17 protein-coding genes and 1 riboswitch are annotated in these 21,022 nt (G+C 51.8%); of the genes, 7 read left to right on the top strand and 10 right to left on the bottom strand.

Annotation, left to right across the window (positions count from 1 at the left end; all coding sequences use genetic code 11):
- Positions 1–33: 33 nt before the first annotated feature.
- Both QWF21_RS10755 and QWF21_RS10750 read right to left on the bottom strand, forming a co-directional pair.
- The gene (locus QWF21_RS10755) at positions 34–369 is read right to left on the bottom strand and encodes a hypothetical protein (protein WP_330088055.1); all 336 of its coding nucleotides are present in this window, start codon (positions 367–369) and stop codon (positions 34–36) included.
- 67 nt (positions 370–436) lie between these two features.
- Entirely contained in the window at positions 437–1,138 is a 702-nt protein-coding gene (locus tag QWF21_RS10750; protein WP_330088054.1) for a DUF2982 domain-containing protein, read from the bottom strand.
- Between the two features lie 192 nt (positions 1,139–1,330).
- Here QWF21_RS10750 and QWF21_RS10745 point away from each other — a divergent pair, with 192 nt between their 5' ends.
- Together QWF21_RS10745 and QWF21_RS10740 are read left to right on the top strand one after the other, a co-directional pair.
- On the top strand, positions 1,331–2,383 hold the full coding sequence (locus QWF21_RS10745; protein ID WP_330088053.1) for an efflux RND transporter periplasmic adaptor subunit: 1,053 nt from the start codon (positions 1,331–1,333) through the stop codon (positions 2,381–2,383).
- Positions 2,384–2,386: 3 nt separating this feature from the next.
- A complete protein-coding gene (locus tag QWF21_RS10740) occupies positions 2,387–5,491 on the top strand; it encodes an efflux RND transporter permease subunit (protein ID WP_330088052.1) in 3,105 nt (1,034 codons plus the stop codon).
- An 88-nt stretch (positions 5,492–5,579) separates the two neighbouring features.
- Here QWF21_RS10740 and QWF21_RS10735 read toward each other — a convergent pair whose 3' ends face one another.
- Both QWF21_RS10735 and QWF21_RS10730 read right to left on the bottom strand, forming a co-directional pair.
- On the bottom strand, positions 5,580–6,296 hold the full coding sequence (locus tag QWF21_RS10735; RefSeq protein WP_330088051.1) for an SDR family NAD(P)-dependent oxidoreductase: 717 nt from the start codon (positions 6,294–6,296) through the stop codon (positions 5,580–5,582).
- A complete protein-coding gene (locus QWF21_RS10730) occupies positions 6,289–7,260 on the bottom strand; it encodes an NAD(P)/FAD-dependent oxidoreductase (protein WP_330088050.1) in 972 nt (323 codons plus the stop codon). The genes QWF21_RS10735 and QWF21_RS10730 overlap by 8 nt, the downstream gene beginning before the upstream one ends.
- Before the next feature lie 83 nt (positions 7,261–7,343).
- Here QWF21_RS10730 and msrA point away from each other — a divergent pair, with 83 nt between their 5' ends.
- Complete coding sequence (gene msrA / locus QWF21_RS10725; RefSeq protein WP_330088049.1) at positions 7,344–7,883, top strand: peptide-methionine (S)-S-oxide reductase MsrA; 540 nt, start codon at positions 7,344–7,346, stop codon at positions 7,881–7,883.
- A 27-nt stretch (positions 7,884–7,910) separates the two neighbouring features.
- On the opposite strand, the gene QWF21_RS10720 is transcribed toward msrA, so the two are convergent.
- Complete coding sequence (locus QWF21_RS10720) at positions 7,911–9,686, bottom strand: TonB-dependent receptor domain-containing protein (protein WP_330088048.1); 1,776 nt, start codon at positions 9,684–9,686, stop codon at positions 7,911–7,913.
- Between the two features lie 36 nt (positions 9,687–9,722).
- Positions 9,723–9,899, bottom strand: a riboswitch (cobalamin riboswitch).
- A 102-nt stretch (positions 9,900–10,001) separates the two neighbouring features.
- Positions 10,002–10,484, bottom strand: a complete 483-nt coding sequence (locus tag QWF21_RS10715; protein WP_330088047.1) for a YajQ family cyclic di-GMP-binding protein — start codon at positions 10,482–10,484, stop codon at positions 10,002–10,004.
- A gap of 82 nt (positions 10,485–10,566) precedes the next feature.
- On the opposite strand from QWF21_RS10715, the gene QWF21_RS10710 reads away from it, so the two are divergent.
- Positions 10,567–11,490, top strand: a complete 924-nt coding sequence (locus tag QWF21_RS10710; RefSeq protein WP_330088046.1) for a ketopantoate reductase family protein — start codon at positions 10,567–10,569, stop codon at positions 11,488–11,490.
- Here the strand turns inward: QWF21_RS10710 and thiI are convergent.
- The 3 genes from thiI to pomA form a co-directional block, all read right to left on the bottom strand.
- The gene (thiI, locus tag QWF21_RS10705; protein ID WP_330088045.1) at positions 11,472–12,938 is read right to left on the bottom strand and encodes a tRNA uracil 4-sulfurtransferase ThiI; all 1,467 of its coding nucleotides are present in this window, start codon (positions 12,936–12,938) and stop codon (positions 11,472–11,474) included. The two genes, QWF21_RS10710 and thiI, sit on opposite strands and share 19 nt — an antisense overlap.
- 77 nt (positions 12,939–13,015) lie before the next feature.
- Positions 13,016–13,945, bottom strand: a complete 930-nt coding sequence (locus QWF21_RS10700) for a flagellar motor protein MotB (RefSeq protein WP_330088044.1) — start codon at positions 13,943–13,945, stop codon at positions 13,016–13,018.
- A 5-nt stretch (positions 13,946–13,950) separates the two neighbouring features.
- Positions 13,951–14,721, bottom strand: coding sequence for a flagellar motor protein PomA (gene pomA / locus QWF21_RS10695; RefSeq protein ID WP_330088043.1), 771 nt, complete (start codon positions 14,719–14,721; stop codon positions 13,951–13,953).
- A gap of 186 nt (positions 14,722–14,907) precedes the next feature.
- Here pomA and xseB point away from each other — a divergent pair, with 186 nt between their 5' ends.
- From xseB to dxs, 3 genes are read left to right on the top strand one after another with little or no spacing between them, the layout of a single operon-like run.
- Positions 14,908–15,159: an exodeoxyribonuclease VII small subunit gene (xseB, locus tag QWF21_RS10690; RefSeq protein ID WP_330088042.1), complete on the top strand. Its 252-nt coding sequence runs from the start codon at positions 14,908–14,910 to the stop codon at positions 15,157–15,159.
- Entirely contained in the window at positions 15,156–16,043 is an 888-nt protein-coding gene (gene ispA / locus QWF21_RS10685) for a (2E,6E)-farnesyl diphosphate synthase (protein WP_330088041.1), read from the top strand. Before xseB ends, ispA begins: the two co-directional genes overlap by 4 nt.
- 16 nt (positions 16,044–16,059) lie before the next feature.
- Positions 16,060–17,922 carry a 1-deoxy-D-xylulose-5-phosphate synthase gene (gene dxs / locus QWF21_RS10680; RefSeq protein ID WP_330088040.1) on the top strand — a complete coding sequence of 621 codons (1,863 nt, stop codon included), beginning with the start codon at positions 16,060–16,062 and terminating at the stop codon, positions 17,920–17,922.
- Between the two features lie 25 nt (positions 17,923–17,947).
- Here the strand turns inward: dxs and QWF21_RS10675 are convergent, their stop codons facing one another.
- Positions 17,948–21,013 (bottom strand): ligand-binding sensor domain-containing protein, encoded by a 3,066-nt coding sequence (locus tag QWF21_RS10675; RefSeq protein WP_330088039.1) that lies wholly within the window; start codon positions 21,011–21,013, stop codon positions 17,948–17,950.
- Positions 21,014–21,022 lie beyond the last annotated feature (9 nt).

Raw genomic sequence — 21,022 nt, 5'->3', positions numbered from 1 at the left:
CCTGTGCCTTGTTTGGACAGGGCAAATAAGTAATTAAATGTAGTTATCCTGATGCACCCGGATAAAGAGCGGTGTATTGGGTTTGCTGTAGTCGATCTTGTACTCTTTGTTGTTCAGAGCCTGGACAAATAACAGCGTTTTACACTCACCAAATACATCGGTACTGGAGATATCGACAATTTCCATATAACGGTCTTTGGCCTCAGCCTTATTGGCAGGTACCGTCTCGGTAAAAGGCTTAACACCATGACGGGAAACAATCAACGGCGGATCTTCATCATCATTTATAATGATCAGGTCTACTTTCTTTTGTTTGTGGATGATGGTGTTGCGGCCGCTCACTAAAAACGCTTTTTCGAAATTATTCATTCATAGTCACCTGACTTCACAGAACTAATTTAATTCATTATGATACAGCCAAACTCAACTGTCTAGCTTATGGTCTGTCACTTAATTGCTGCAACCGCAGCTGATTTACTTGTTTGCAAAACTCTTCCGCCGTCACATCAATGGCGTTCACTGGAATAAAAAGCTCAAAACCACAAAAGCCACCAAATCGTTGCATTCGATTGGCAAACATGGCTTTCACACCGTCGTATTGCTGCTCTGGTGTTGAGAACCGGTCTTTTTCTGCCAGCCATTCAGTCGCACACTGCCCTTGCGGGCATTTTTCTTTCAGCACAGCAAACCAAAGTGCCCGCTGTTCCATCATCAATTTAATAGCAAGGCGTAGCGGTAAATGCTGTAAGAATGCATGCATATCAGTGACTTTGAAAGCAATGTAATTCACTTCCTGTTCCACATCTGGCTGCGGGCTGCAATGCGAGAAAGCCGCCCAGGGTAACAGCCAACTTCCTTTCTTATGGTGATAATGCACGCCAGCTTCATCACACACGATACCATGCAACGGCTCTGCCAGCTTGGCCCAACCGGCATAGATCCCAACAGAAGCAGCAATAAAGCAAATCGCCAGCACAGGGCTGGCCTGCTCAGCAAACCACCAGGAATACAACACCAATAATGCAAAAATAGCTGCACTGTACAGCATGGTTTTAGCGCCACCTTCGTTACCGCTGGCTTTAAACTGCATTAAAGTACCATCATTACCTGCTTGTGGCGGTCCTGCTTTTTGCAACATAGAGCAACACCCAAAATTTACCATGGCAGCAACTATACTGTATTTCTCGAGGGCTTGCCATCGGTGCTCTGTCTCAGTGCACTCTGTGCTTTATACGACCAACGCAGCTTGCTCTGCGACAACGAGACATCCATCTGGCGCTAATTTACATACAATAGCCATGGTTCTGCTTTTTTACGTATTGGAGTGATTGTGGTCAAGAATTATTCGGGTCTTATTCTTTTGCTGCTGGCAGGTTTGATCCTGTTTTCCGGCTATTTATTTTACCAGACGCAGCAGGAAGCAAATGGTCAGCGCCCGCCAGCACAGACGGTTGCAGTGAAAACAACCCATGCCGATACCAGGCCACTCGTCAGGCAAGTATCCGCCTTAGGGACCGGCCTTGCCAATAACTCCGTAGAACTGATTGCATCCAGCAGTGAGTACCTGACCTATCTGAATGTGATTGAAGGTCGTCCGGTAAGCCAGGGTGAGGTGATTGCCCGGCTCAATGATGTAGAGCAACGCGCCAGAGTTGCAGAACTGCAAGCACAACTGACCGAACAGCAACGCCAGCTGGAGCGTTTGAAAAATCTGGCAGCCACTCAGGCCACGGCTCAATCCATGCTGGACGAACAACAAACCCGGGTCAATACCACTTTGGCGCAACTGGAAAGTGCCGAATCCCGCTTGCGGCAAATGACCATCCGGGCTCCTTTTAATGGCGTCCTCGGCTTGCGCTCAGTCAGTCAGGGCGCTTACGTCAACAGTGGCAGCGTCATAACTACGCTGGACGATATCTCCCGATTACGGGTCGAGTTTAATGTGTCTGAACGCTTTATCGCCGAACTGGCAGTAGGAATGCCCATTGCCATCAGCAACGTTGCCTACCGGCAGGTTGAGTTTAATGGCGAGATCAAAGCCATCGACCCTCGACTTGATCCAGTTACCCGCTCAGTCAGAGTGCATGGCATGATCGATAACCAGGACTTGCGTTTACGTCCCGGCATGCTGTTGGATGTCAGGGTAACACTGGACAATCAGGATACATTGATGGTACCGGAAAATGCTCTGGTGCCACTGCAAAATCGGCAATATGTCTTCAAAGTGGGTGAAGACAACAAAGTCACTCAAGTTGAAGTGACCATTGGTGAACGCATCCCTGGCTGGGTTGAAATTTTAACCGGCCTGACACAGGGGGATGAAATCATCATCGAAGGCGTACAAAAAGTACGCACTGGCGTTACTATCAGCCGGGTGGAGTAAAAGATGCTGTTATCCGATCTGTCTGTAAAGCGTCCGGTCTTTGCTACCGTTGTCAACTTGCTGCTGCTCACCTTCGGTATCGTTTGCTTTACCATGCTACCGTTGCGGGAATACCCCAGCATTGATCGTCCTGTGGTTAGTATTAGTACGGTCTATCCTGGTGCATCCGCTGAAATCGTCGAGTCCAGAATCACGCAATTGCTGGAAGATCGCATCAGCGGTGTGGAAGGCATCAAAAGCATTAACTCCACCAGCCGCAATGGCCGCTCTAATATCACCATAGAGTTCAATATTAGTCGCGACATTGATGCTGCCTCCAACGATGTCCGCGAAAGGGTTTCCAGAGCGCTGAATAACTTGCCGGATCAAGCCTTTCCTCCCGAAGTGTTCAAAGCCAGTGATGACGATGATGTGGTGGTTTGGTTTGTGCTGAACAGTGAAACCATGACCTCGCTGGAACTCACCGATTACGCCGACAGAAATATCGTAGAACGCTTTTCTGTCGTGGATGGCGTAGCCAACCTGCGTCTTGGTGGCTCACGGCGCTATGCCATGCGTATTTGGCTCGATCAGGAGGCGATGGCCTCACGCCAGGTCACGATTCAGGACATTGAGAACGTGCTGCGCAGTGAGAATGTCGAATTACCGGCTGGCAATATCAAATCCATTGACCGGGACTTTACCGTCCGGGTTAGCAGAACCTTCTTAACCCAGCAAGACTTTCGCAATCTGGTTGTGAAACGCGGGGCCAACAACTATCTGGTACGACTGGGTGAAGTAGCCCATGTCGTGCTGTCTTCCGAGGATGAAGAAAGCGAGTTTCGCAGTGATGGCCGCAACGTACTGGGTATAGGCATTGTAAAACAGTCTACAGCCAATACGCTGGAGGTGGTGCGCAATGCCCGAGCAGAGATGGAGCGGATCAAACAGAACCTGCCTGCCGGGACCACCATAGAGCCAGGTTACGACTCATCATTATTTATTTCAGAGTCGATCAAAGAAGTCTACCGCACCCTTGCCATTGCCATGAGCATGGTGGTGCTGGTGATTTATCTGTTTCTTGGCAATGTCCGCGCCACCTTTATTCCAGCCATTACGGTACCTGTGGCGCTGATTTCTGCTGTTACTGTCCTGTACGCACTGGGCTTTTCCATCAACCTGCTCACCCTGTTAGCCATGGTATTGGCTATTGGCCTGGTGGTCGATGACTCCATCGTGGTGCTGGAAAACATCTACCGTCGTATTGAGCAAGGAGAACCGCCCCTACTGGCCGCCTATCGGGGTGCCCGCGAAGTAGGTTTCGCGGTTATCGCCACCACTCTGGTACTGATTTCAGTCTTTGTGCCGCTGGTGTTTATGGAAGGCCAAATTGGGCGCTTATTTACCGAGTTTGCCCTGGCTGTAGCGGCGGCTGTCGCTTTCTCCAGCATTGTAGCCCTTACCCTGTCGCCAATGCTATGCAGCAAAATACTCAGCCACCGAAAGCGCGAAAGCAAACTAGGCAACTGGTTGCATGTCGGTTTCCAAAAACTGGAGTCTGGCTATACCAATCAACTGAAAGTCGTGACCAAAAGCCGCTGGCCGGTGATTGCGCTGGTGGCGCTTTGCCTGGCATCCAGTGTCATGCTCCTGCGTTTACTGCCCTCTGAATTAGCCCCCACCGAAGACAGAGGTACTTTCTTTGTCAGTATGAATGGCGCAGAGGGTGCCAGCTACAGCAGCAACAGCCGTAATATGAGCCTGGTCGAAGACGTACTGCTCCCCTACTACGAGCGTGGCGAGTTCAACCGCCTGTTGATCCGGGTACCTGGCTGGGGCAATGCCGGTGGTATCGCCATCGTCGGCTCAGAGAACTGGCACAACGATCACCGCCGTACTGAAGAACTGATGGGGGAAGTACGGGCAAAGCTGAATGAGCTGCCAGATATCCGTGCCTTTACCTTTATGCGCAGTGGCCTTGGTGGCGGCGGCGGCGGTGGCCGGCCCATCCAGTTTGTGCTGCAAGGCAATACCTATGAAGAACTGGCCCGCTGGCGTGATATCGTGCTGGAAAAAGCAGCAGAGAATCCAAACTTGTTGATGCTGGATCATGATTATCGGGAAACTGTGCCTCAGGTGCTGGTTGATATTGATGTTGAACGAGCAGCAGACTTAGGGGTCTCCATTGGTGCCATTGGCCGTTCGTTGGAAGCCATGCTGGGTGGACGCCGTGTCACCACCTTTTTAGACCGTGGCCGTGAATACGACGTCTTACTGGAAGGCTGGGATGACGACTTCCGTTCGCCATCGACCATCAGCAATGTCTATATCCGCTCGTCAACCTCCAATCAGTTGATCCCATTGGATAACCTGGTGAGCTTACGCGAAGAAGCCACAGCTTCCAGCCTGAACCGTTACAACCGGATGCGGGCCATAACCATCAGCGGTAATATGGCCGCAGGCTACAGCTTGGGGGAAGCACTGGCGTACCTGGAGAATATTGTTCGCACGGAAATTGATGATCATGTCAGCATTGATTATAAGGGCGAGTCGCAGCTGTATCAGGAAAGTGGCGATGCCACGGCCCTGGTCTTTTTACTGGCTTTGCTGATCACCTATCTGGTACTGGCTGCACAGTTCGAAAGCTTTATTCACCCTTTGGTGATTATGATTACAGTGCCGCTTGGTCTGGTGGGTGCCCTGGCAGGTCTCTATTTCTCGGGTATGACGCTGAATATTTACAGTCAGATAGGCCTGGTGATGCTGATAGGTCTGGTGGCAAAAAATGGTATTCTGATTGTCGAGTTTGCCAACCAGCTGCGTGATGCCGGCGTTGCCTTTGAAGATGCAGTGCGCCGTGCAGCGGTGCAACGTCTGCGTCCTATTACCATGACGGCCTTTACCACCGCCATGAGCAGCCTGCCATTAATTCTGGCATCAGGGCCTGGCTCGGAGAGCCGGATGGTGATTGGTACGGTTATCTTCTCTGGTGTCGCCCTGGCAACGCTGCTGACACTTTATGTAGTGCCAGTGATGTACATTGCCCTGGCGCGTAACACCGGTTCACCAAAACGACTGGCCAAAGAGCTGGAAGTGCTGGAAGCAGAAGCAGGGCCAGAGAAGCATTAACCAAGGAACACGGGCCCGGGATTGGGCCCGAAAATCCAACACGGCAGAAGCCACCTCCACAGCAGCTTATGCCGGTTGTAAGCAGGTTTTAAAATGGCAATACCTGCCCATCCCAGTTTAACAGCAAACCGCTTTGCTCCGGTTGCACAACCGCTGCCACATCCGCCAGACGTCTGGCGGTATTGGCAGGATGCTGTAATTGCCCGGCCGGAACATTGGCCTGAAAAGGAGCGGATAAATCCGATGCGGTCGTTCCCGGATGCACGGTGACCAAAGTCGCCGTTTTATTACGACGTTTAAGTTCAATGCTTGCGGTCTTCACCAACATATTCAAAGCAGCCTTACTTGCCCGGTAGCTGTACCAGCCACCCAACTGGTTATCGGTAATGCTGCCAACTTTGGCACTCAGTACCAATACTTTCACTGCAGCCAGTTTAAACAGATAGGGCATCATCAGTTGCAGATATCTCGCCGGGGAAAACAGGTTAACCGTTAAAGCTTGCTGCAGCTGCACCTCAGTGAGTTGACTTATGGCTTTTTCCGGCAGCATCTGGTCCGAGTGCAACCAGCCCTGGCACAGGTAAATCAAGGCCGGCGAGCTGCTAAAGCACTGCGCCAGTACCGCCTCTAAAGCGGTCGTATCCTGCTCGTCCACGCTATGCCAGTTCAACCAGTTCATGCCTTCGGCCCAGCCTGGTCTCAGTTGACGACTTAAAGCAGTGACCCCTTTCCCGTTAGCACCATAGTGGTGAATTAAGGCCGTTGCAATGGCCCCACTGCCGCCGATAATCAACACCTCAGACATGAAGTACCGCCTTAGCCGCCTGACGGCCGGCTAACCAGGCATTTTCTACCCGTCCCCCCAGGCACCAGTCACCGGCCAATACCAAGGGTAAACGACGGCTTATCAGCACACCAGGAGCTGCCTGCCCGGCATCAACTATGGCATAGAGCCAGCGATGATGCACACTGTCTAGCAGTTTGATCTCTTGCTGAAACAGCAGCTCCAGTTCCGCAATCGCCAAGGCAACCAACTCATGGGACGGGCTCGTTAACTGTTGCTGACTAAACTCCGGTGTACAATGCAGCACCCATTGCTGAAAAGCTGTCTGCCGTCCGGGCTTGCTATCATCGCGCGCAACCCAACCCAGAGGCCTGCCCTTCACAAAAACAGCTGTAGCCTCATGCCGGACCGGCTCTGCCAGCTTTACTGCAATGGCCTGACACGGCTGTAGCATGCTGTCAGGTACTTGCTGACGCAACTCATCATCATGCGCCAAAAGCTGAATGGCCTGCACCGGTGGAACGGCCAATACCAATGCATCAAACCCCTGAAAGCTCTGCCCCTGCTCATCATGCAGTTGCCAGCCTTGCTGATACTCCAGCCCGGTAATGCGGCTGTTTAAAGTAAAATTGTTGCTATCCAGGCCATGCCGCCATGGGCTGTGCATAGCAGGAACCCCAACATAACGCACCTGATCATCAGGCGAAGCCAGCAGTTGACCTTGCTGGTAACGGTAAAGATTTGCCCGCCAGCGGGCAACCAGTCCTTGCTGCTGCCATAACTCAACCTGTTGGCGAAACTCAGGCTGACGCGCGGTAAAGTACTGAGCCCCCAAATCGACATGCCCATCAAAAGCCCTTTTGGCGGAAGTTCGGCCAGCTGACGCACGGCTTTTATCAAACCAGTGTACCTCAGCACCTGCTGCCAATAAGGCCTGGCCACAACTCAGACCGGCAACTCCAGCTCCTACGATTGCTACACGCATTTTGATTCCTTGTCATCCAATTGTGCTGGTGTACGTATATCAGAAGCGCTACGATCAAAGCAAAACAGGAAAAGGAGTCACTTATGACAACCCAAATCGCCACCTTTGGAGCGGGCTGCTTTTGGTGCCTGGAAGCCGCCATGAATCAGCTGCATGGCGTGCAGCAAGCCATCAGTGGCTATATGGGTGGTACCACCGAGAACCCAAGTTACCAGCAAATTTGCACGGGCCAGACGGGCCATGCAGAAGTTGTTCAAATTACCTTCGATCCTGCACAGATCAGTTATCAGCAGCTGTGCCAGATTTTTTTCTGCCTGCACGATCCAACCCAGCTAAACCGGCAGGGCAACGATGTCGGCACCCAGTACCGCTCGGTGATTTTCTACCATAACGAAGCCCAACAACAGCAAGCAACCGAGATAGAGGCGGAACTTACAGCAGCGAATGTCTTTCCGGACGCTATAGTGACAGAGCTCAGCCCTGCCAGTCGTTTTTATCCGGCGGAGGGTTACCATCAGGGCTATTTCAAGCAAAATCCCCAACAAGGTTATTGCCAGTTTATAGTTGCTCCTAAACTGGCGAAGTTCCGTCAGCAGTTCCGTGCCCAGCTGAAACAGGACTGACAGCCATAGCCATCAGTCCTTGTCGGTTCAGAAGCCGAGGTAACGCACCCTGATACCAAGGGTTCGGCCGGCCGTAGCATAACCAATACTGGTCTGGTAAGTTTTATTGCTCAGGTTGTCCAGCTTGGCACTGAGTTGCCATTGTGGTGTCAATTGATAACTTGCCCCCACACCTAGCAGCGTAAAACCGCCCAGATCCGGATGGTTGGCATTGCTGTTCCAGTCAAATCCCTGGAAGGTAGCACTTTGATAATCCAAAGTAGCAAACCACTGCCAGCTCTCACCATGCCAGCCAGAGCGCACATTCACACTATGTTTTGGCCTGCGTTGTAAAGGCTCACCACTTTGTTCATTTCGGCTATCCAACCAGGTGTAAGCCAATTGATGCTGCCAGCTATCCTGCGTCATACCCAGGCTGTACTCAGCACCGCGCACCGTGGCAAGCAATACATTCTCTGCCTGCTCCCCGCCCTGGATCAGGTTGGTCACATCCCGCTCAAACAAGACCAGCTCGGACTGTAACTGCAGACCGCTGTATCGGAGCGCAATTTCATTGGATACCGACTCTTCCGGCTTTAAATCCGGATTGCCAAAACCAGGCCAGTACAATTGGTTAAAGGAAGGAACCTGAAATGCAGTTCCCCGACTAACACGCAGCAACCACTGCTCGGTAAAGTAATAACCGGCAGCCAACTGCCAGGTGCGCTCCCTGCCATACTGACTGAATCTGTCTTGCCGGATTGCCGCTTCAAACAACCATTGCTCCAGCTGATAGTTTAGTCCGGTAAACCAGGCGCGGTTGTTGCGCTTACTTTCTTCGTATGCTGGTGCTGCCTTGGCCACTTCTTCCTGATACCAGTTTGCACCCAGCAGCACATCCAGCCCGGCAAGCACCGTCTGAGTCAACTGATAGTTTACTTCATCACGCGCAGTACTGAACGGGCTGCGAGAATCCGGTCCGAAGGTGGTATCCGAATCCAGATTCCGACTAAGCTGCAACTGATGGCCAGTCTGGCCCAACTGATGCTGCCACCCGAGCACATGGCTGCGCTGCAACACCGCAGAGCGATCTTCGCTGCCCCAGGCAGTATCAAAGTCATAACGGCCAGAGTTAATATGGCTGTGCCAGTGAAAGTGCCCAATATCCGACTGATAAGCAGCTCCAAAGCGGGCAAAGCGCTGCCAGTAACCGTCTTTATCCGGGTCCAGCGCTGGCTGGACATTAAAGCCATCGGCTCTGCTGTAGCCCACATTGGCTTGCAGCTGCAGAGATCCCTGCTGGTGCTGCAGCCCTAAATCACTTTCCAACAGCCCATAGCTGCCAACACCAGCATTAAATTCGGTTTGTTGCTGCCGCCGGGTCGTTATGGCAATCACACCAGCCACTGCATCCGAGCCATACCAGGCCGCACGGGGGCCCCGGATCACTTCAATGCGCTCAATCATATCCAGTGGAATCATCGCCAATGAGGCCTGCCCCAATGTTGCCGAACCGGTCCGAACGCCATCCACCAACACCAGTGTATGGCCGCTGTTACCGCCGCGAATAAAGACACCACTGCTTTGACCACGGCCACCGTCACGGGCAATGGTCACGCCTGGCAACTGATTGAGTAAAGCCGGCAGATCCTGCACCTGGCGGGCCAGAATATCCTCTCGCTCTAATACAGTCACACTGGCCAGACTTTGCTCGACCGTTTGTACCTGGCGGCTACTATAGATAGTAAGGGTTTCGATAGAATCGGCATAGGCGGCAGGCAAAGCCGTAGCAACAGCCAATGCTGCCAAAGTATACTTAGACATGAAAAACTCCTGCAATGTGCCCACCGCACATTGGTTGGTTGATGGAATTTTCAGGCCGGTCTCCGGGCTTACAAGCAGCGCCTGTCCTAACCTTCCCATCCAGCGACAGTGGTTTCGGACCATGCTTGTTACCGTTGCGGGGGCAGCTCTGGTTTTACACCAGATTCCCGTTTCACTGCGTATTTACGCAGCACCTGAAAAAAGCGGGCTCAGTGTAGCCTGCACAAGGAAAATGTCAATAGAAATCCAGATGGCTAAACCAGCCAAGCAAAGACAGAGCCACCAAGCAGCCGGTCTTTGCTTGCAGCGTGGGCGTTAATCGCGGAAGTTAGTAAACTGGAATGGTTGCTCCAGCTCGCTTTGTCTAATAAAGGCGATGGCCTCTTGCAAATCATCACGCTTTTTGCCGGTCACCCGTACCTGGTCTCCCTGAATAGAAGCCTGCACTTTCAGTTTGCTGTCTTTGATCAGCTTCACCAGTTTTTTCGCGGTGGCAGTATCAATCCCCTGCAGCAGACTTAACGTCTGGCTGTAGGTTTTCCCTGAATGCACCACGTCGTTTTCTTTAAAGGAGCGTACATCCAGATTGCGCTTAATAGCCTTAGCACGGAAGATTTCCAACATCTGCTGCAATTGGAATTCAGCATCCGCCTTCATAGTGACCTGCTGGTCGGTTAGACTAAAGCTGGCTTCCACACCACGGAAGTCATAGCGGGTATCCAGTTCACGGTTGGCATTATCCACCGCATTTTGTACTTCCTGCTGCTCGATTTCAGACACAATATCAAAAGATGGCATAGTCACTCCAAAGCTGATTAAACCTCGCGATTATAGCGGTAAAGTTGCTACAATCCGAGCATTGTTGCGCTTTGGTACTACGATGACGAACTCAATACAGCAAAATTCGGCCGATTGGCTGGTGGTCGGTAAAGGAGCCATTGGCCTGCTAAGCGCTTGCCGGTTGCAGCAAAAAGGCGAAAGAGTGCAACTGTGGTTGCGACAGCCTGCTCCACTGAAGGTGGCTTTCACTGCGCTTGAAGGGTCGCTGCAACAGCACCAGTTTGCACCCTGGCCAAAGGACAAAGCAGCAAAGCTGGCTTTGATAGCCGTCAAGGCTTACGACGCCTTGGACTGCATCCGGCAATTGCAGCCGCAACTGGCTGAAGATGCCAGCCTGATCCTTAGTCACAATGGTTTAGGCACACTGGCCAGCATTCAGGCTGAATTAAAACCCAAACAACAACTATGGTTTTTAACCACCACCCATGGTGCTTACATCAAAGCGGATAAAGCAGCCACTCGTCAGGTGGTTCATAGCGGTGGTGGTAACTCAATACTGGCCGCTATTGGGCCCAATGCCATCCACCAGGAGCCTGATTGGCAAAGGGCCCTGGCAAAAGCTCTGGGACCATTGCAACGGGTTACAGACATTCAGCCGTTTTTATGGCAAAAATTGCTGATCAATTGTCTGATCAACCCATTAACAGCACTGCATCAGGTGCCAAACGGCGCACTGGCAAGTCCCCGTTTTGCTGCTGAACTGGATGGGTTGTTCAACGAATTTTGCCTGCTGGCAGCAGCAGTCGGTTATCCGCAAGATCAGGCTGCAGCCTGGCAGCAACTGCAGCAGGTGATCCAGCGCACTGCCAGCAACCGCTCATCCATGTTGCAAGACCGACTGGCAGGGCGTCGTACCGAGCTGGCGTTTATTACCGGCTTTGTGCTGCGTGAGGCAGAACGATGTGGACTGGTGCTACCCAAGCACCAGCAACTATACCAACAGTGTCAGGATGCGGGTTTTTGATAAACACCCACGTTTTGATAGCCCTCATCTTTGAGCAATAACGCCTGCATCCGGCTCATCACCCCCTGATCGCAATACAGGTAATAGGCTTTGTCCTGCGCCAAACTACTGAACTGACTGGCCAATTTGTAAAACGGTAGCTCGACCACCTGATGCTCAGCCACCTGCAGTGGGCTGGCCTCGGCTTCATCGGGCCGGCGAATATCCAGCACTATTGCATCCAATGGCATGGCCTGCACAGCTTCAATGGTTGTCACTTGTTGACTGGACTGATAATCAATGGTGCGGATATCCATAATCTTGGCAGCGGCAACAACCTTGGCCAGCACTTCCGCCTCAAAACGCTGCTCGTTGGCTTCCACATCCGCCAGGCGCGCCTTAACCGTTGGCTTGTTGGAAATCACCCCGCAGTACTCTGGCATACTGGCAGCCATATCCTCGACCCCAATTTTGCGGGCGATATCAATAATGTCCTGCTTATCATGTGCAATTAACGGCCGCAGGATCAACATCGGCGTGACCCGGTCAATCACATTCAGATTTTCCAGTGTCTGACTGGAAACCTGGCCGGCACTCTCTCCGGTCACGATGGCCGGAATACCAAGCTGCTGCGCGATATCGGCTGCGGCACGCATCATCATCCGTTTTAAAATCACTCCCATCAGGCCCGGCTCAGATTTTTCCAGGATCTCAGCCACCACCGGAGCAAAATCCACACTGATAAATTTCACCTTGTGCGACAAACTGTATTTTTGCCAAAGGAAATACGCAATTTCACGGACCCCGGTCTCGTGCGCCTTGCCCCCCAGGTTAAAAAACAGATAGTGATTGCGCATGCCCTTTTTGATCATCAGATAGCTGCTGACCGCAGAATCAAAGCCACCTGAAATCAAGGACAAAGCATCGGACTGCGAAGGCAAAGGAAAACCGCCCATGCCGGCATACTGCGCCCGCACCATAATCAGTTTGTCCTTACGGACTTCCAGTTGCACCGTCAGATCCGGATTTTTCAATTGCACCCGGGCTGTTGGCACCTGCTGATTCAAACCACCCCCGACATAACGCTCAACTTCGGTCGAACTGAAGTCGTGCGAACCGGCACGCCGCACCCGTACACAAAAGCTTTTGCCTGCGATTTTGTCGGCGAATACCGGCAGCACCTGCTGATAAATATCGTCCAGACTGCTAAAGCTGCTCGATTGCATTTCAGCAAACTGCGCGATGCCCGGAATACAGGCCAGTCGCTCGATCAACTGGGCCCGTAACTGCGGGCTGGCTTCAGGCACCAACACCATCAGATGGTCCCAGTGGCTCTCAATGCGTATTGCTGGATCCAGTTGCAGCAGGATGGTTTTCAGGTTTTGTTGCAGTAGCTTGGTCTGGCGCTTACGCACCGACTTGCTTTTGATGGTGATTTCAGAGTGCAGTTTAATAATAAATTCGAGCATTGCCGGGCTAATCTTGCTAATAAAGCCCGGCATTATACCTGATCGCTACCAGCCTGACTAACGCTGGTTTTCCAGCGCTAATTTTCCAAACTGATCGGATCCGACTCTTTCGCCTGCCCCTGCATAATGGAAATTTCAACCCGACGATTGCGGCGTCGATTCAGATCGCTGGTATTCGGCACCAAAGGTCTGGTATCGGCATAACCAACCACAGCCAACCGGTTTTTATCAAAGCCCGGCGCTTTGAGCATTTCAGTCGCCACAGCCACAGCCCGCTTGGCCGATAAGTCCCAGTTGTTGTCGTGTAACTCGTCTGCTATCACCGCATCATCCGTGTGTCCGGTCACCGTAATTTCACCAGGAATTTCTGTTAACAAGCCACCGATTTGTTGAATGATGGGTTTAAAACGCGGCTGCAAAAACGACGAGCCAGATGGGAAAGAACCATTCTCACGAATACGAATAATGATCTGCTGGCCTAACGATTCCAACTCGATAGCACCATCCAAAATCTGTTGCTCCATTTGATCGGCAATACGCTTCACCAGCTCGTTCACTTCCTGTTGCGCCTGCGCTGCCTCAGTATCACTTTCAGACACCTCATCATCGGTACTGGCAGACATACCACCGGTTTGATCCTGTTGCTGTTCCTGGCGGCCGCCAGCGGAGTCTTCCTCACCGGCTTGAAACTCTATCATTTGCTGAGTAATTTCAATGGTTTGCTGTTGCAAAGTCTCAATCGGGGTTGGGTCAGGACGTCCGGGCCGAAATTCCAGCGCAATCACACTGGTGCCTTTTGGAATGTCTTCCACTTCAATCTTATTTTGCACCCCAAACGCAAACTTCATTGAGCCAGCAATTTGTTTAAATTTCAGCACATCCATTTCTGAGAATGCCAGTAACAGGACGAAGAAGCACATCAAGAGTGCCATCAGATCGGCAAAGGTGCCCATGTACTGGGGCAGTCCCTTGGGGGGGCATTTACACTCTTGGGTTTCTTCTCTCATAGCCGTTAGCCTTCTTCAACTGCCACTTCACGCTTGCCTTGCGCAATGTAATTACGTAGCAGTCCTTCAATGACTTTCGGGTTCTGACCGTCCTGAATGCCTAAAATGGCATCCAGGATCAGCTGATTATTCAACTTTTCCTGTTCGTTGCGCAGCGCCAGCTTATCTGCAATGGGAATGGCAATCACATTTGCAATAAAAGCACCGTACAAGGTGGTTAACAATGCAACCGCCATCGCCGGGCCAATGGCCTTAGGATCATCCATATTGGACAACATAGCCACCAGACCAATCAGAGTACCAATCATGCCCATGGCAGGTGCAACATCTCCTAAGCTTCGGAAAATGCTGACTCCCTGCTCGTGACGTTTCTCTGTCAGGCTAATATCTTTGAGTAATGTGGCCCGCACCACATCGCCATCGTGACCATCTACCAGCATATTGATGCCTTTTTGCATAAAAGTGTTGGATATCTCCGCCTCCTCCAGCGCCAAAAAGCCCCCCTTACGGGCGGAGTCAGCCAATTGGACGGCCTGCTCAATCAGCTCCTCAGCTTCTTCAATTTTGAACATGAAGGCTTTGACCATCACTTTGCCAACACCAAAAAATTGCCCAAGGGGAAACTTGGCAATTACCACAAACAGAGAACCACCGACCACAATCAACAAAGACACCACATCGGCAAACATCCCCGGATCGCCGGCACTGCCGATGATCATAGCCATGATGATAAAACCAATGGCACCAACCAGACCTATGAGCGTTGCTAAATCCACACCTGACTCCCCGCGCCGGACAAATGATTGAGCTTTATTGCTTTTATCTTAGCCGATAGCTGTTTATCGACAAAGTAAAACAAAGCTTAAATTCACTTTTCCGGTAAAACCAGTTCAAAAGCTGTGGTTGATTCGCCATAATAGCGGGTCAAGGCACTTCGCCCGCGGGTTTGGAACGAGGAACGCATGGCAAAAAAGAAAACCGATTTGAGTCAGTTCGAACAGCAATTGACCGAGCTGGAACAAATTGTTCAACAGCTGGAGCAAGGCGATCTGTCATTGGATGAATCCTTACGGCAGTTTGAACGGGGCATTCAGTTATCCCGGCAAAGCCAGCAGCAATTGCAGCAGGCCGAACAACAAGTGCACCAACTATTGCAAAAAGACGGCCAGAATGAACTGGTTCCCTTTACCAATCAGGATGATGAACCGGCGTGAAACCAGCATTTTTAGCACTTGACCAGGCACGGGTTGAGCAGGTATTGCAGCAACAACTGCAGCAACAGGACGTAGCCGCCCAATCCCTGCAACAGGCCATGCACTACAGTATTTTACTTGGAGGTAAGCGGATACGCCCTTCGCTGGTGTATCGCTGTGGTTTGATGCTAGGGGCCAGGCTCGAGGACCTGGATGCGCCTGCGGCAGCACTCGAGGCCATCCATTGCTACTCGCTGATCCACGATGACCTGCCAGCCATGGACAACGATGCACTGCGTCGCGGCAAGCCTACTTGCCACATTGCCTTTGATGAAGCGACCGCAATTTTAGCCGGTGATGCCATTCAAAGCCTGGCATTTGATATACTTAGCAGCCATAGTTACCAACAAGTTCCTGCGCAGCGCGTACTGGCAATGGTACAGCAGTTGGCAAAAGCCGGGGGGGCAGCCGGCATGTGCGCCGGTCAGGCCATCGACCTGGCACACACCAATCAGGGTTTTAACCTGGAAACACTGGAGCAAATGCACTGCTTAAAAACGGGCGCATTGATCCAGTGCGCCATTGAGCTGGCCTGGCTGGCCAGCCCTGCAACGGCTCCTGAGGAATTGGAGCTTTTACGCCGTTTTGCCGCCTCATTAGGCCTGGCATTCCAGGTGCAGGACGATATCCTTGATATTGAAAGCGATACTGAAACACTAGGCAAGCCCCAGGGCTCTGATCACCAGGCCAACAAAGCAACCTACCCGGCCTTGCTGGGGCTATCAGAGGCAAAGCGCAAAGCTGAATTATTGCATCAGGATGCACTGGCAGCCCTGGAGCAACTGCCCTACCCGGGCGATGATTTAAAAGCCTTGGCGCAATTTCTAATTGCCCGTAAAAACTAAAACCAAAGGCAGATGCATGACTGTTGATATCGACAACTACCCTTTGCTGGCGCAGGCAAACCTGCCACAGCAATTACGGCAGATCCCCCAGGACAAGCTTCCCAGGCTCTGTCACGAATTACGCGATTTTTTGCTCAATAGTGTGAGCCAAAGCAGTGGTCACTTCGCCTCAGGCCTTGGCACGGTGGAACTGACGGTAGCCTTACACTATGTCTACAATACGCCCTTTGATCGCTTGATTTGGGATGTAGGCCATCAGGCCTACCCGCACAAAATTCTGACCGGACGCCGTGATCGGATGAGCAGCATCCGGCAAAAAGATGGCTTGCACCCTTTTCCATACCGGGAAGAAAGTGAATACGATACCTTAAGTGTAGGTCACTCCAGTACCTCCATCAGTGCAGCTCTTGGCATGGCGCTGGCGGCTCAGGCAGAGCAAAGTGGCCGCCGGGTGGTCGCAGTGATTGGCGATGGTGCTATTACTGCAGGCATGGCCTTTGAGGCCTTAAACCATGCCGGGGAAACCAAACCCGATATGCTGGTGATCCTGAATGACAATGACATGTCGATTTCGGAAAATGTCGGCGCTTTGAATAAATATTTTGCCCGTATTTTATCCGGTAACTTCTACACCAATTTGCGTGAGGGCGGCAAGAAAATCCTCAGTGGCGTCCCGCCCCTGCATGAACTGGCCAGCCGGGCAGAAGAGCATTTCAAAGGCATGGTAACACCAGGCACCTTCTTCGAAGAGCTGGGCTTTAATTACATAGGCCCCATCGATGGCCATGATGTGCTTAGCCTGACCGATACCATCCGCAATATGCGTACCATGAAGGGCCCGCAACTGCTGCATGTGGTCACCAAAAAAGGCAAAGGCTACCACCCGGCAGAACAGGATCCTATTGGTTATCATGCCGTCTCTAAATTCGATCCAACCAGCAGCAGCTTGCCAGCCAAAGCCGCTGGTCGTCCCAGTTTCTCCAATGTATTTGGTCGTTGGATCTGCGATATGGCAGCGCAGGATAAACGCCTGCACGCCATTACCCCCGCGATGCGGGAAGGCTCAGATCTGGTGGAGTTCTCAAAACGCTTTCCAGAACGTTATTACGACGTTGCCATTGCCGAGCAGCATGCAGTCACTCTGGCGGCAGGCCTTGCTATTGAAGGCTTAAAGCCTGTGGTAGCTATTTACTCCACATTTTTACAGCGCGCATACGATCAACTGATCCATGATGTTGCGCTGCAAAATCTGGATGTGCTTTTTGCCATTGATCGTGCCGGTGTGGTCGGTCAGGATGGGCCCACCCACCAGGGTGCTTTTGATATCAGCTTTTTACGCTGTATTCCTAATCTGGTACTGATGGCCCCGGCCGATGAAAACGAGTGCCGGCAAATGCTGTACACAGGTTACCAGCATGCTGGCCCGGCAGCGGTCCGCTATCCGCGTGGAAGTGGTAATGGCGTTGTACCAACATCGGAGATGCAGCCCCTGACCCTAGGCAAAGGACTGAAAGTACGGCAAGGCAAGCAGGTAGCCATCCTGGCGTTCGGGCCCTTACTGCAAAGCTGCCATACGGTTGCTGAAACACTGGACGCCACCTTAGTCAATATGCGCTTTATCAAGCCATTGGATCAGACTTTGTTGGCTGAGCTGGCCGCAGAGCATGAATTATTGGTGACCATTGAAGATGGCGCTGTGTTGGGAGGGGCAGGCTCTGCTGTCGCAGAAATGCTACTGCAGCAGCAACACCCTTGTCAGTTGCTGCAGTTGGGCCTACCAGATCAGTTTATCAAACATGGCAGTCAGCAGGAAATTTACGCCGAATTAGGGCTGGATGAAGCCGGGATATTACGCAGCATCCGGCAACGGTTAGCCTGATTGCTTTGAGCAACAACAGACCAGCTTATCCGTTGGATTGTTGTTGCTCATCACTTTCTTGTTCTTCTCTTTGAATTTTAAAACGCGCCAAGCCTTCAGATAACAGCTGCTCTACCTGAGCTTCAATGTGCATAGTTTCTTCAAACTCAAAAGCATCCACTTGCTGATCAAAGGTGATGGTTGCAAAACCATTTTTGCCCTCATGCTTTACACGGTACATCGCCATTTCAGCCAGTTGCAACGACAACTCCCAGTTCATCAGTTGGCCGCCGATCAGCTGCAATGGGTAAATTGAGTAACCAATAGAACAACTCAACTGGATACGGCCACCATCCGGTAACTGGAAACGCGTGCCGCCAATCAGTTGATGCAGCTTGGTAACCAGCTCCCACAGCAGCTCGGTGTCGATATCCCGTAACACCAGCAAGAACTCCTCACCGGCATAACGAACCACGTAATCCGAACCCCGGCTTTCTCTAAGCAGCAATCCACTGACCTGCTGCAATAAACTATCGCCAGCGGCCTGACCAAACTGATCGTTGATCGATTTAAAGCCATCCAGATCAAGATGAACCAAGGCGACACATTTACCCTGCTGCTCCAGACTCTGACGATTTCGCTGGTAATGCTCGATATCTTTGGGCAGTTGTTCAAACAGAAAACGCCGGTTTCGTAACCCAGTCAGGCTGTCCTTGTATACCAATTGGCCTAACTGTGCATTCAATACATTCAACTGATTATTGCTGTTTTCCAGCTCCTGCGTACGCTGGCGCACTAGACGGGCTAACTCCTGCTGCTTTGATGCGTTGTTCTTGCGCAACAGCCATAATATGCTGTAAAAAATCAGCCCTAATAACGCAAACCAGAGTACCTGGAAAAAAACAGTTTCATCAAAACGGCGTGGAAATATCAGCTCCAGGGTGCTGACCGGCGCTTCGGCCCAGCTTTGCCCTTGCCGCCGGACCTGCACGGCAAAGCGGTAGTGTCCTGGTGGCAGGTTGGTGTAAATGGCTTCCCGCCGGCTGGAAGCGTATTGCCATTCCGCATCAAAACCTTGCAGTTTGTAACGAAACTCCAGTGCTGCTGCATGGAAATAGTCCAAAGCAGTATAATGGATACTCAGGCTACGCTCGTTCACCGGTAATACCACGCGCGCCTGGTTACGATGCAATGGGTACTTGCGCTGACCCACAATGTGTTGCAGCAAAGGCCTGAAGTCGGCATCCCTGCTGCTTTTAAAGGTGCGATCGATGGCTACAACACCCTGCAAACTCGGATACCAGACTTGATCCTGCCACAAGGCAACCTTGGCATGACCTGCACCATTGCAGCAACGGCCTGGAGGTGTGCCAAGCTGACGCTGATACGGAGCCAGTACCTGCTCAGCCTGAAATGGATCATCCCGAAACCGAACCAACACATCGGCTGGCAGCCGAAATACACCTTTTAATGAGCTGAACCATAATTGATTCAGCTCAGTATCATGCAACATGCTCACGATGGGGCTATGTGGTAAGCCATTGCTGTTATCAAAGTGTCGCCACTCCGCATCCGGGTAGCGAATAAAGAGGCCATCATCCAGGGTGGCAACCAACAGGGTTTCATCCGGCAACACCAACAAAGCGGTAATATAGCTGTTGTAAAGCGGGCTACCAATACCCAGCCGCTGCATCCGCCGTTGTTGTAATTGATAAAGGCCGCGCGTGGTACCAACGACCTGATACCAATCCCGCTCCTGCAGCACCGTGACATGACGCGATTCAAGCTCATGATTTAACGCAAAAGGAGTCAACTCCGCATCCTGCCAGACATACAAGCCTGAGCTGCCACCTAGCCAGAGGCCTCCGGCTTTTCGGGGCTCAATAAAGCGAATAGTAGTGCCTTGCATCTCCGCCGCAACCGGATTGAGCTGTGCGCTGCCCGGCACATAGGAAAACAAACCGGAATCCATCGCCAGCAACCACTCATCGCTGGAAAAGTGAAAATCATGGATGGTCTGCGAACCCATTTGCTGTTCAGTCAATAATGGCTGATACTGGCCGTGCTGGCTCAAATAACCCAGGCCAGACTGACTGGCAATCACTAAACGTTGCTCCGGGGTAACCGCAAGGCTTCGCACCACCACATCCTGCTGCCCTTGGCCCAGAACGCGCCGGACATGTCCCGGCGATGCCCGGAAGATACCGTCACTAAAGCTTGCCAGCCAGATATTCTGATCTTTGTCTTCAAAAATATCGTAAAACCACGGGCTGCTGCCCAGCTCATCCGCACTGATAGACTGCCAGCGTTGTCCGGGGTGACGATGAAATAAACGGCTGTAACTCGATATCCAGTCAGAGCCCCGACTGTCTTTAAAAATGCGGTATATAGCACTGCTTTCCTGCGCCATCAACTCGCAGCGCACTATAGTACCATCAGGGGTCAGATGATAATAACCCACCTCAGTAGCCAGGTGTACCTGGTCTGCATCCACCGAAATATCGTACACAGGGCTTTGCATCAGCTCGGATGGCAAGCTATAGATGTGTTGCTGCTCGGAGTCCAGTTCATAACGGATCAGATGCTGGCTGGTTGTTAACCACAATGACTGTCCGAATTTCCGCATCTGCCGAACCGGCTGGCGGATGGTGCTGACCCGGCTCACCTGATCATGCTGGATACGAAATAAGTGCTCTGCGGCCACCCAGATCTCACCCGGCTGTACTTCAACCATAGCCGAGACTTCACTTAAAATACTAAAACGTTCAAAGCGAAGTTTATCCGGCTCCAGCCGGCTCAGGCCAGCCTTGGTACCAACCCAGATCATGCCCTCAGAGTCCGTTAGCAAGGACGTAATGGCATTGCTGGCCAGTTGGCGATGCTGCTGGCTGGTGAAGTTTTGAAAGCTTAAGCCATCAAACCGGCTGAGCCCATGCAAAGTGCCAGCCCAGATGTAACCGTCTGCATCTTGCGTCAGCGCTCGTACTGAACTGGATGAAAGGCCTTCCGAGTTGCCCCACTGCTTAATATCGTAATCATGCAGTGACAGCTCCACAGCTGCCTGAAGCGAAAAGCTGAACAGCAACCAAATCCAGCAGCACCTCAGCGCCATGCCTGAACT

Source organism: Alkalimonas mucilaginosa, from assembly GCF_036327005.1.
In the GTDB taxonomy this organism is placed as follows: domain Bacteria; phylum Pseudomonadota; class Gammaproteobacteria; order Enterobacterales; family Alteromonadaceae; genus Alkalimonas; species Alkalimonas mucilaginosa.
The sequence above is the reverse complement of the archived record's forward strand: the minus strand, read 5'-3'. Positions and strand labels throughout refer to the sequence as shown.

What these genes read in the sequence shown, in the direction of transcription:
- QWF21_RS10755 (WP_330088055.1), bottom strand. Translation starts at nt 369, where the DNA reads ATGAATAATTTCGAAAAAGCGTTTTTAGTGAGCGGCCGCAACACCATC.
- msrA (WP_330088049.1), top strand. Translation starts at nt 7,344, where the DNA reads ATGACAACCCAAATCGCCACCTTTGGAGCGGGCTGCTTTTGGTGCCTG.
- QWF21_RS10710 (WP_330088046.1), top strand. Translation starts at nt 10,567, where the DNA reads ATGACGAACTCAATACAGCAAAATTCGGCCGATTGGCTGGTGGTCGGT.
- dxs (WP_330088040.1), top strand. Translation starts at nt 16,060, where the DNA reads ATGACTGTTGATATCGACAACTACCCTTTGCTGGCGCAGGCAAACCTG.
- QWF21_RS10720 (WP_330088048.1), bottom strand. Translation starts at nt 9,686, where the DNA reads ATGTCTAAGTATACTTTGGCAGCATTGGCTGTTGCTACGGCTTTGCCT.
- xseB (WP_330088042.1), top strand. Translation starts at nt 14,908, where the DNA reads ATGGCAAAAAAGAAAACCGATTTGAGTCAGTTCGAACAGCAATTGACC.
- QWF21_RS10730 (WP_330088050.1), bottom strand. Translation starts at nt 7,260, where the DNA reads ATGCGTGTAGCAATCGTAGGAGCTGGAGTTGCCGGTCTGAGTTGTGGC.
- QWF21_RS10750 (WP_330088054.1), bottom strand. Translation starts at nt 1,138, where the DNA reads ATGTTGCAAAAAGCAGGACCGCCACAAGCAGGTAATGATGGTACTTTA.
- QWF21_RS10715 (WP_330088047.1), bottom strand. Translation starts at nt 10,484, where the DNA reads ATGCCATCTTTTGATATTGTGTCTGAAATCGAGCAGCAGGAAGTACAA.
- QWF21_RS10700 (WP_330088044.1), bottom strand. Translation starts at nt 13,945, where the DNA reads ATGAGAGAAGAAACCCAAGAGTGTAAATGCCCCCCCAAGGGACTGCCC.
- QWF21_RS10740 (WP_330088052.1), top strand. Translation starts at nt 2,387, where the DNA reads ATGCTGTTATCCGATCTGTCTGTAAAGCGTCCGGTCTTTGCTACCGTT.
- thiI (WP_330088045.1), bottom strand. Translation starts at nt 12,938, where the DNA reads ATGCTCGAATTTATTATTAAACTGCACTCTGAAATCACCATCAAAAGC.
- QWF21_RS10735 (WP_330088051.1), bottom strand. Translation starts at nt 6,296, where the DNA reads ATGTCTGAGGTGTTGATTATCGGCGGCAGTGGGGCCATTGCAACGGCC.
- QWF21_RS10675 (WP_330088039.1), bottom strand. Translation starts at nt 21,013, where the DNA reads ATGGCGCTGAGGTGCTGCTGGATTTGGTTGCTGTTCAGCTTTTCGCTT.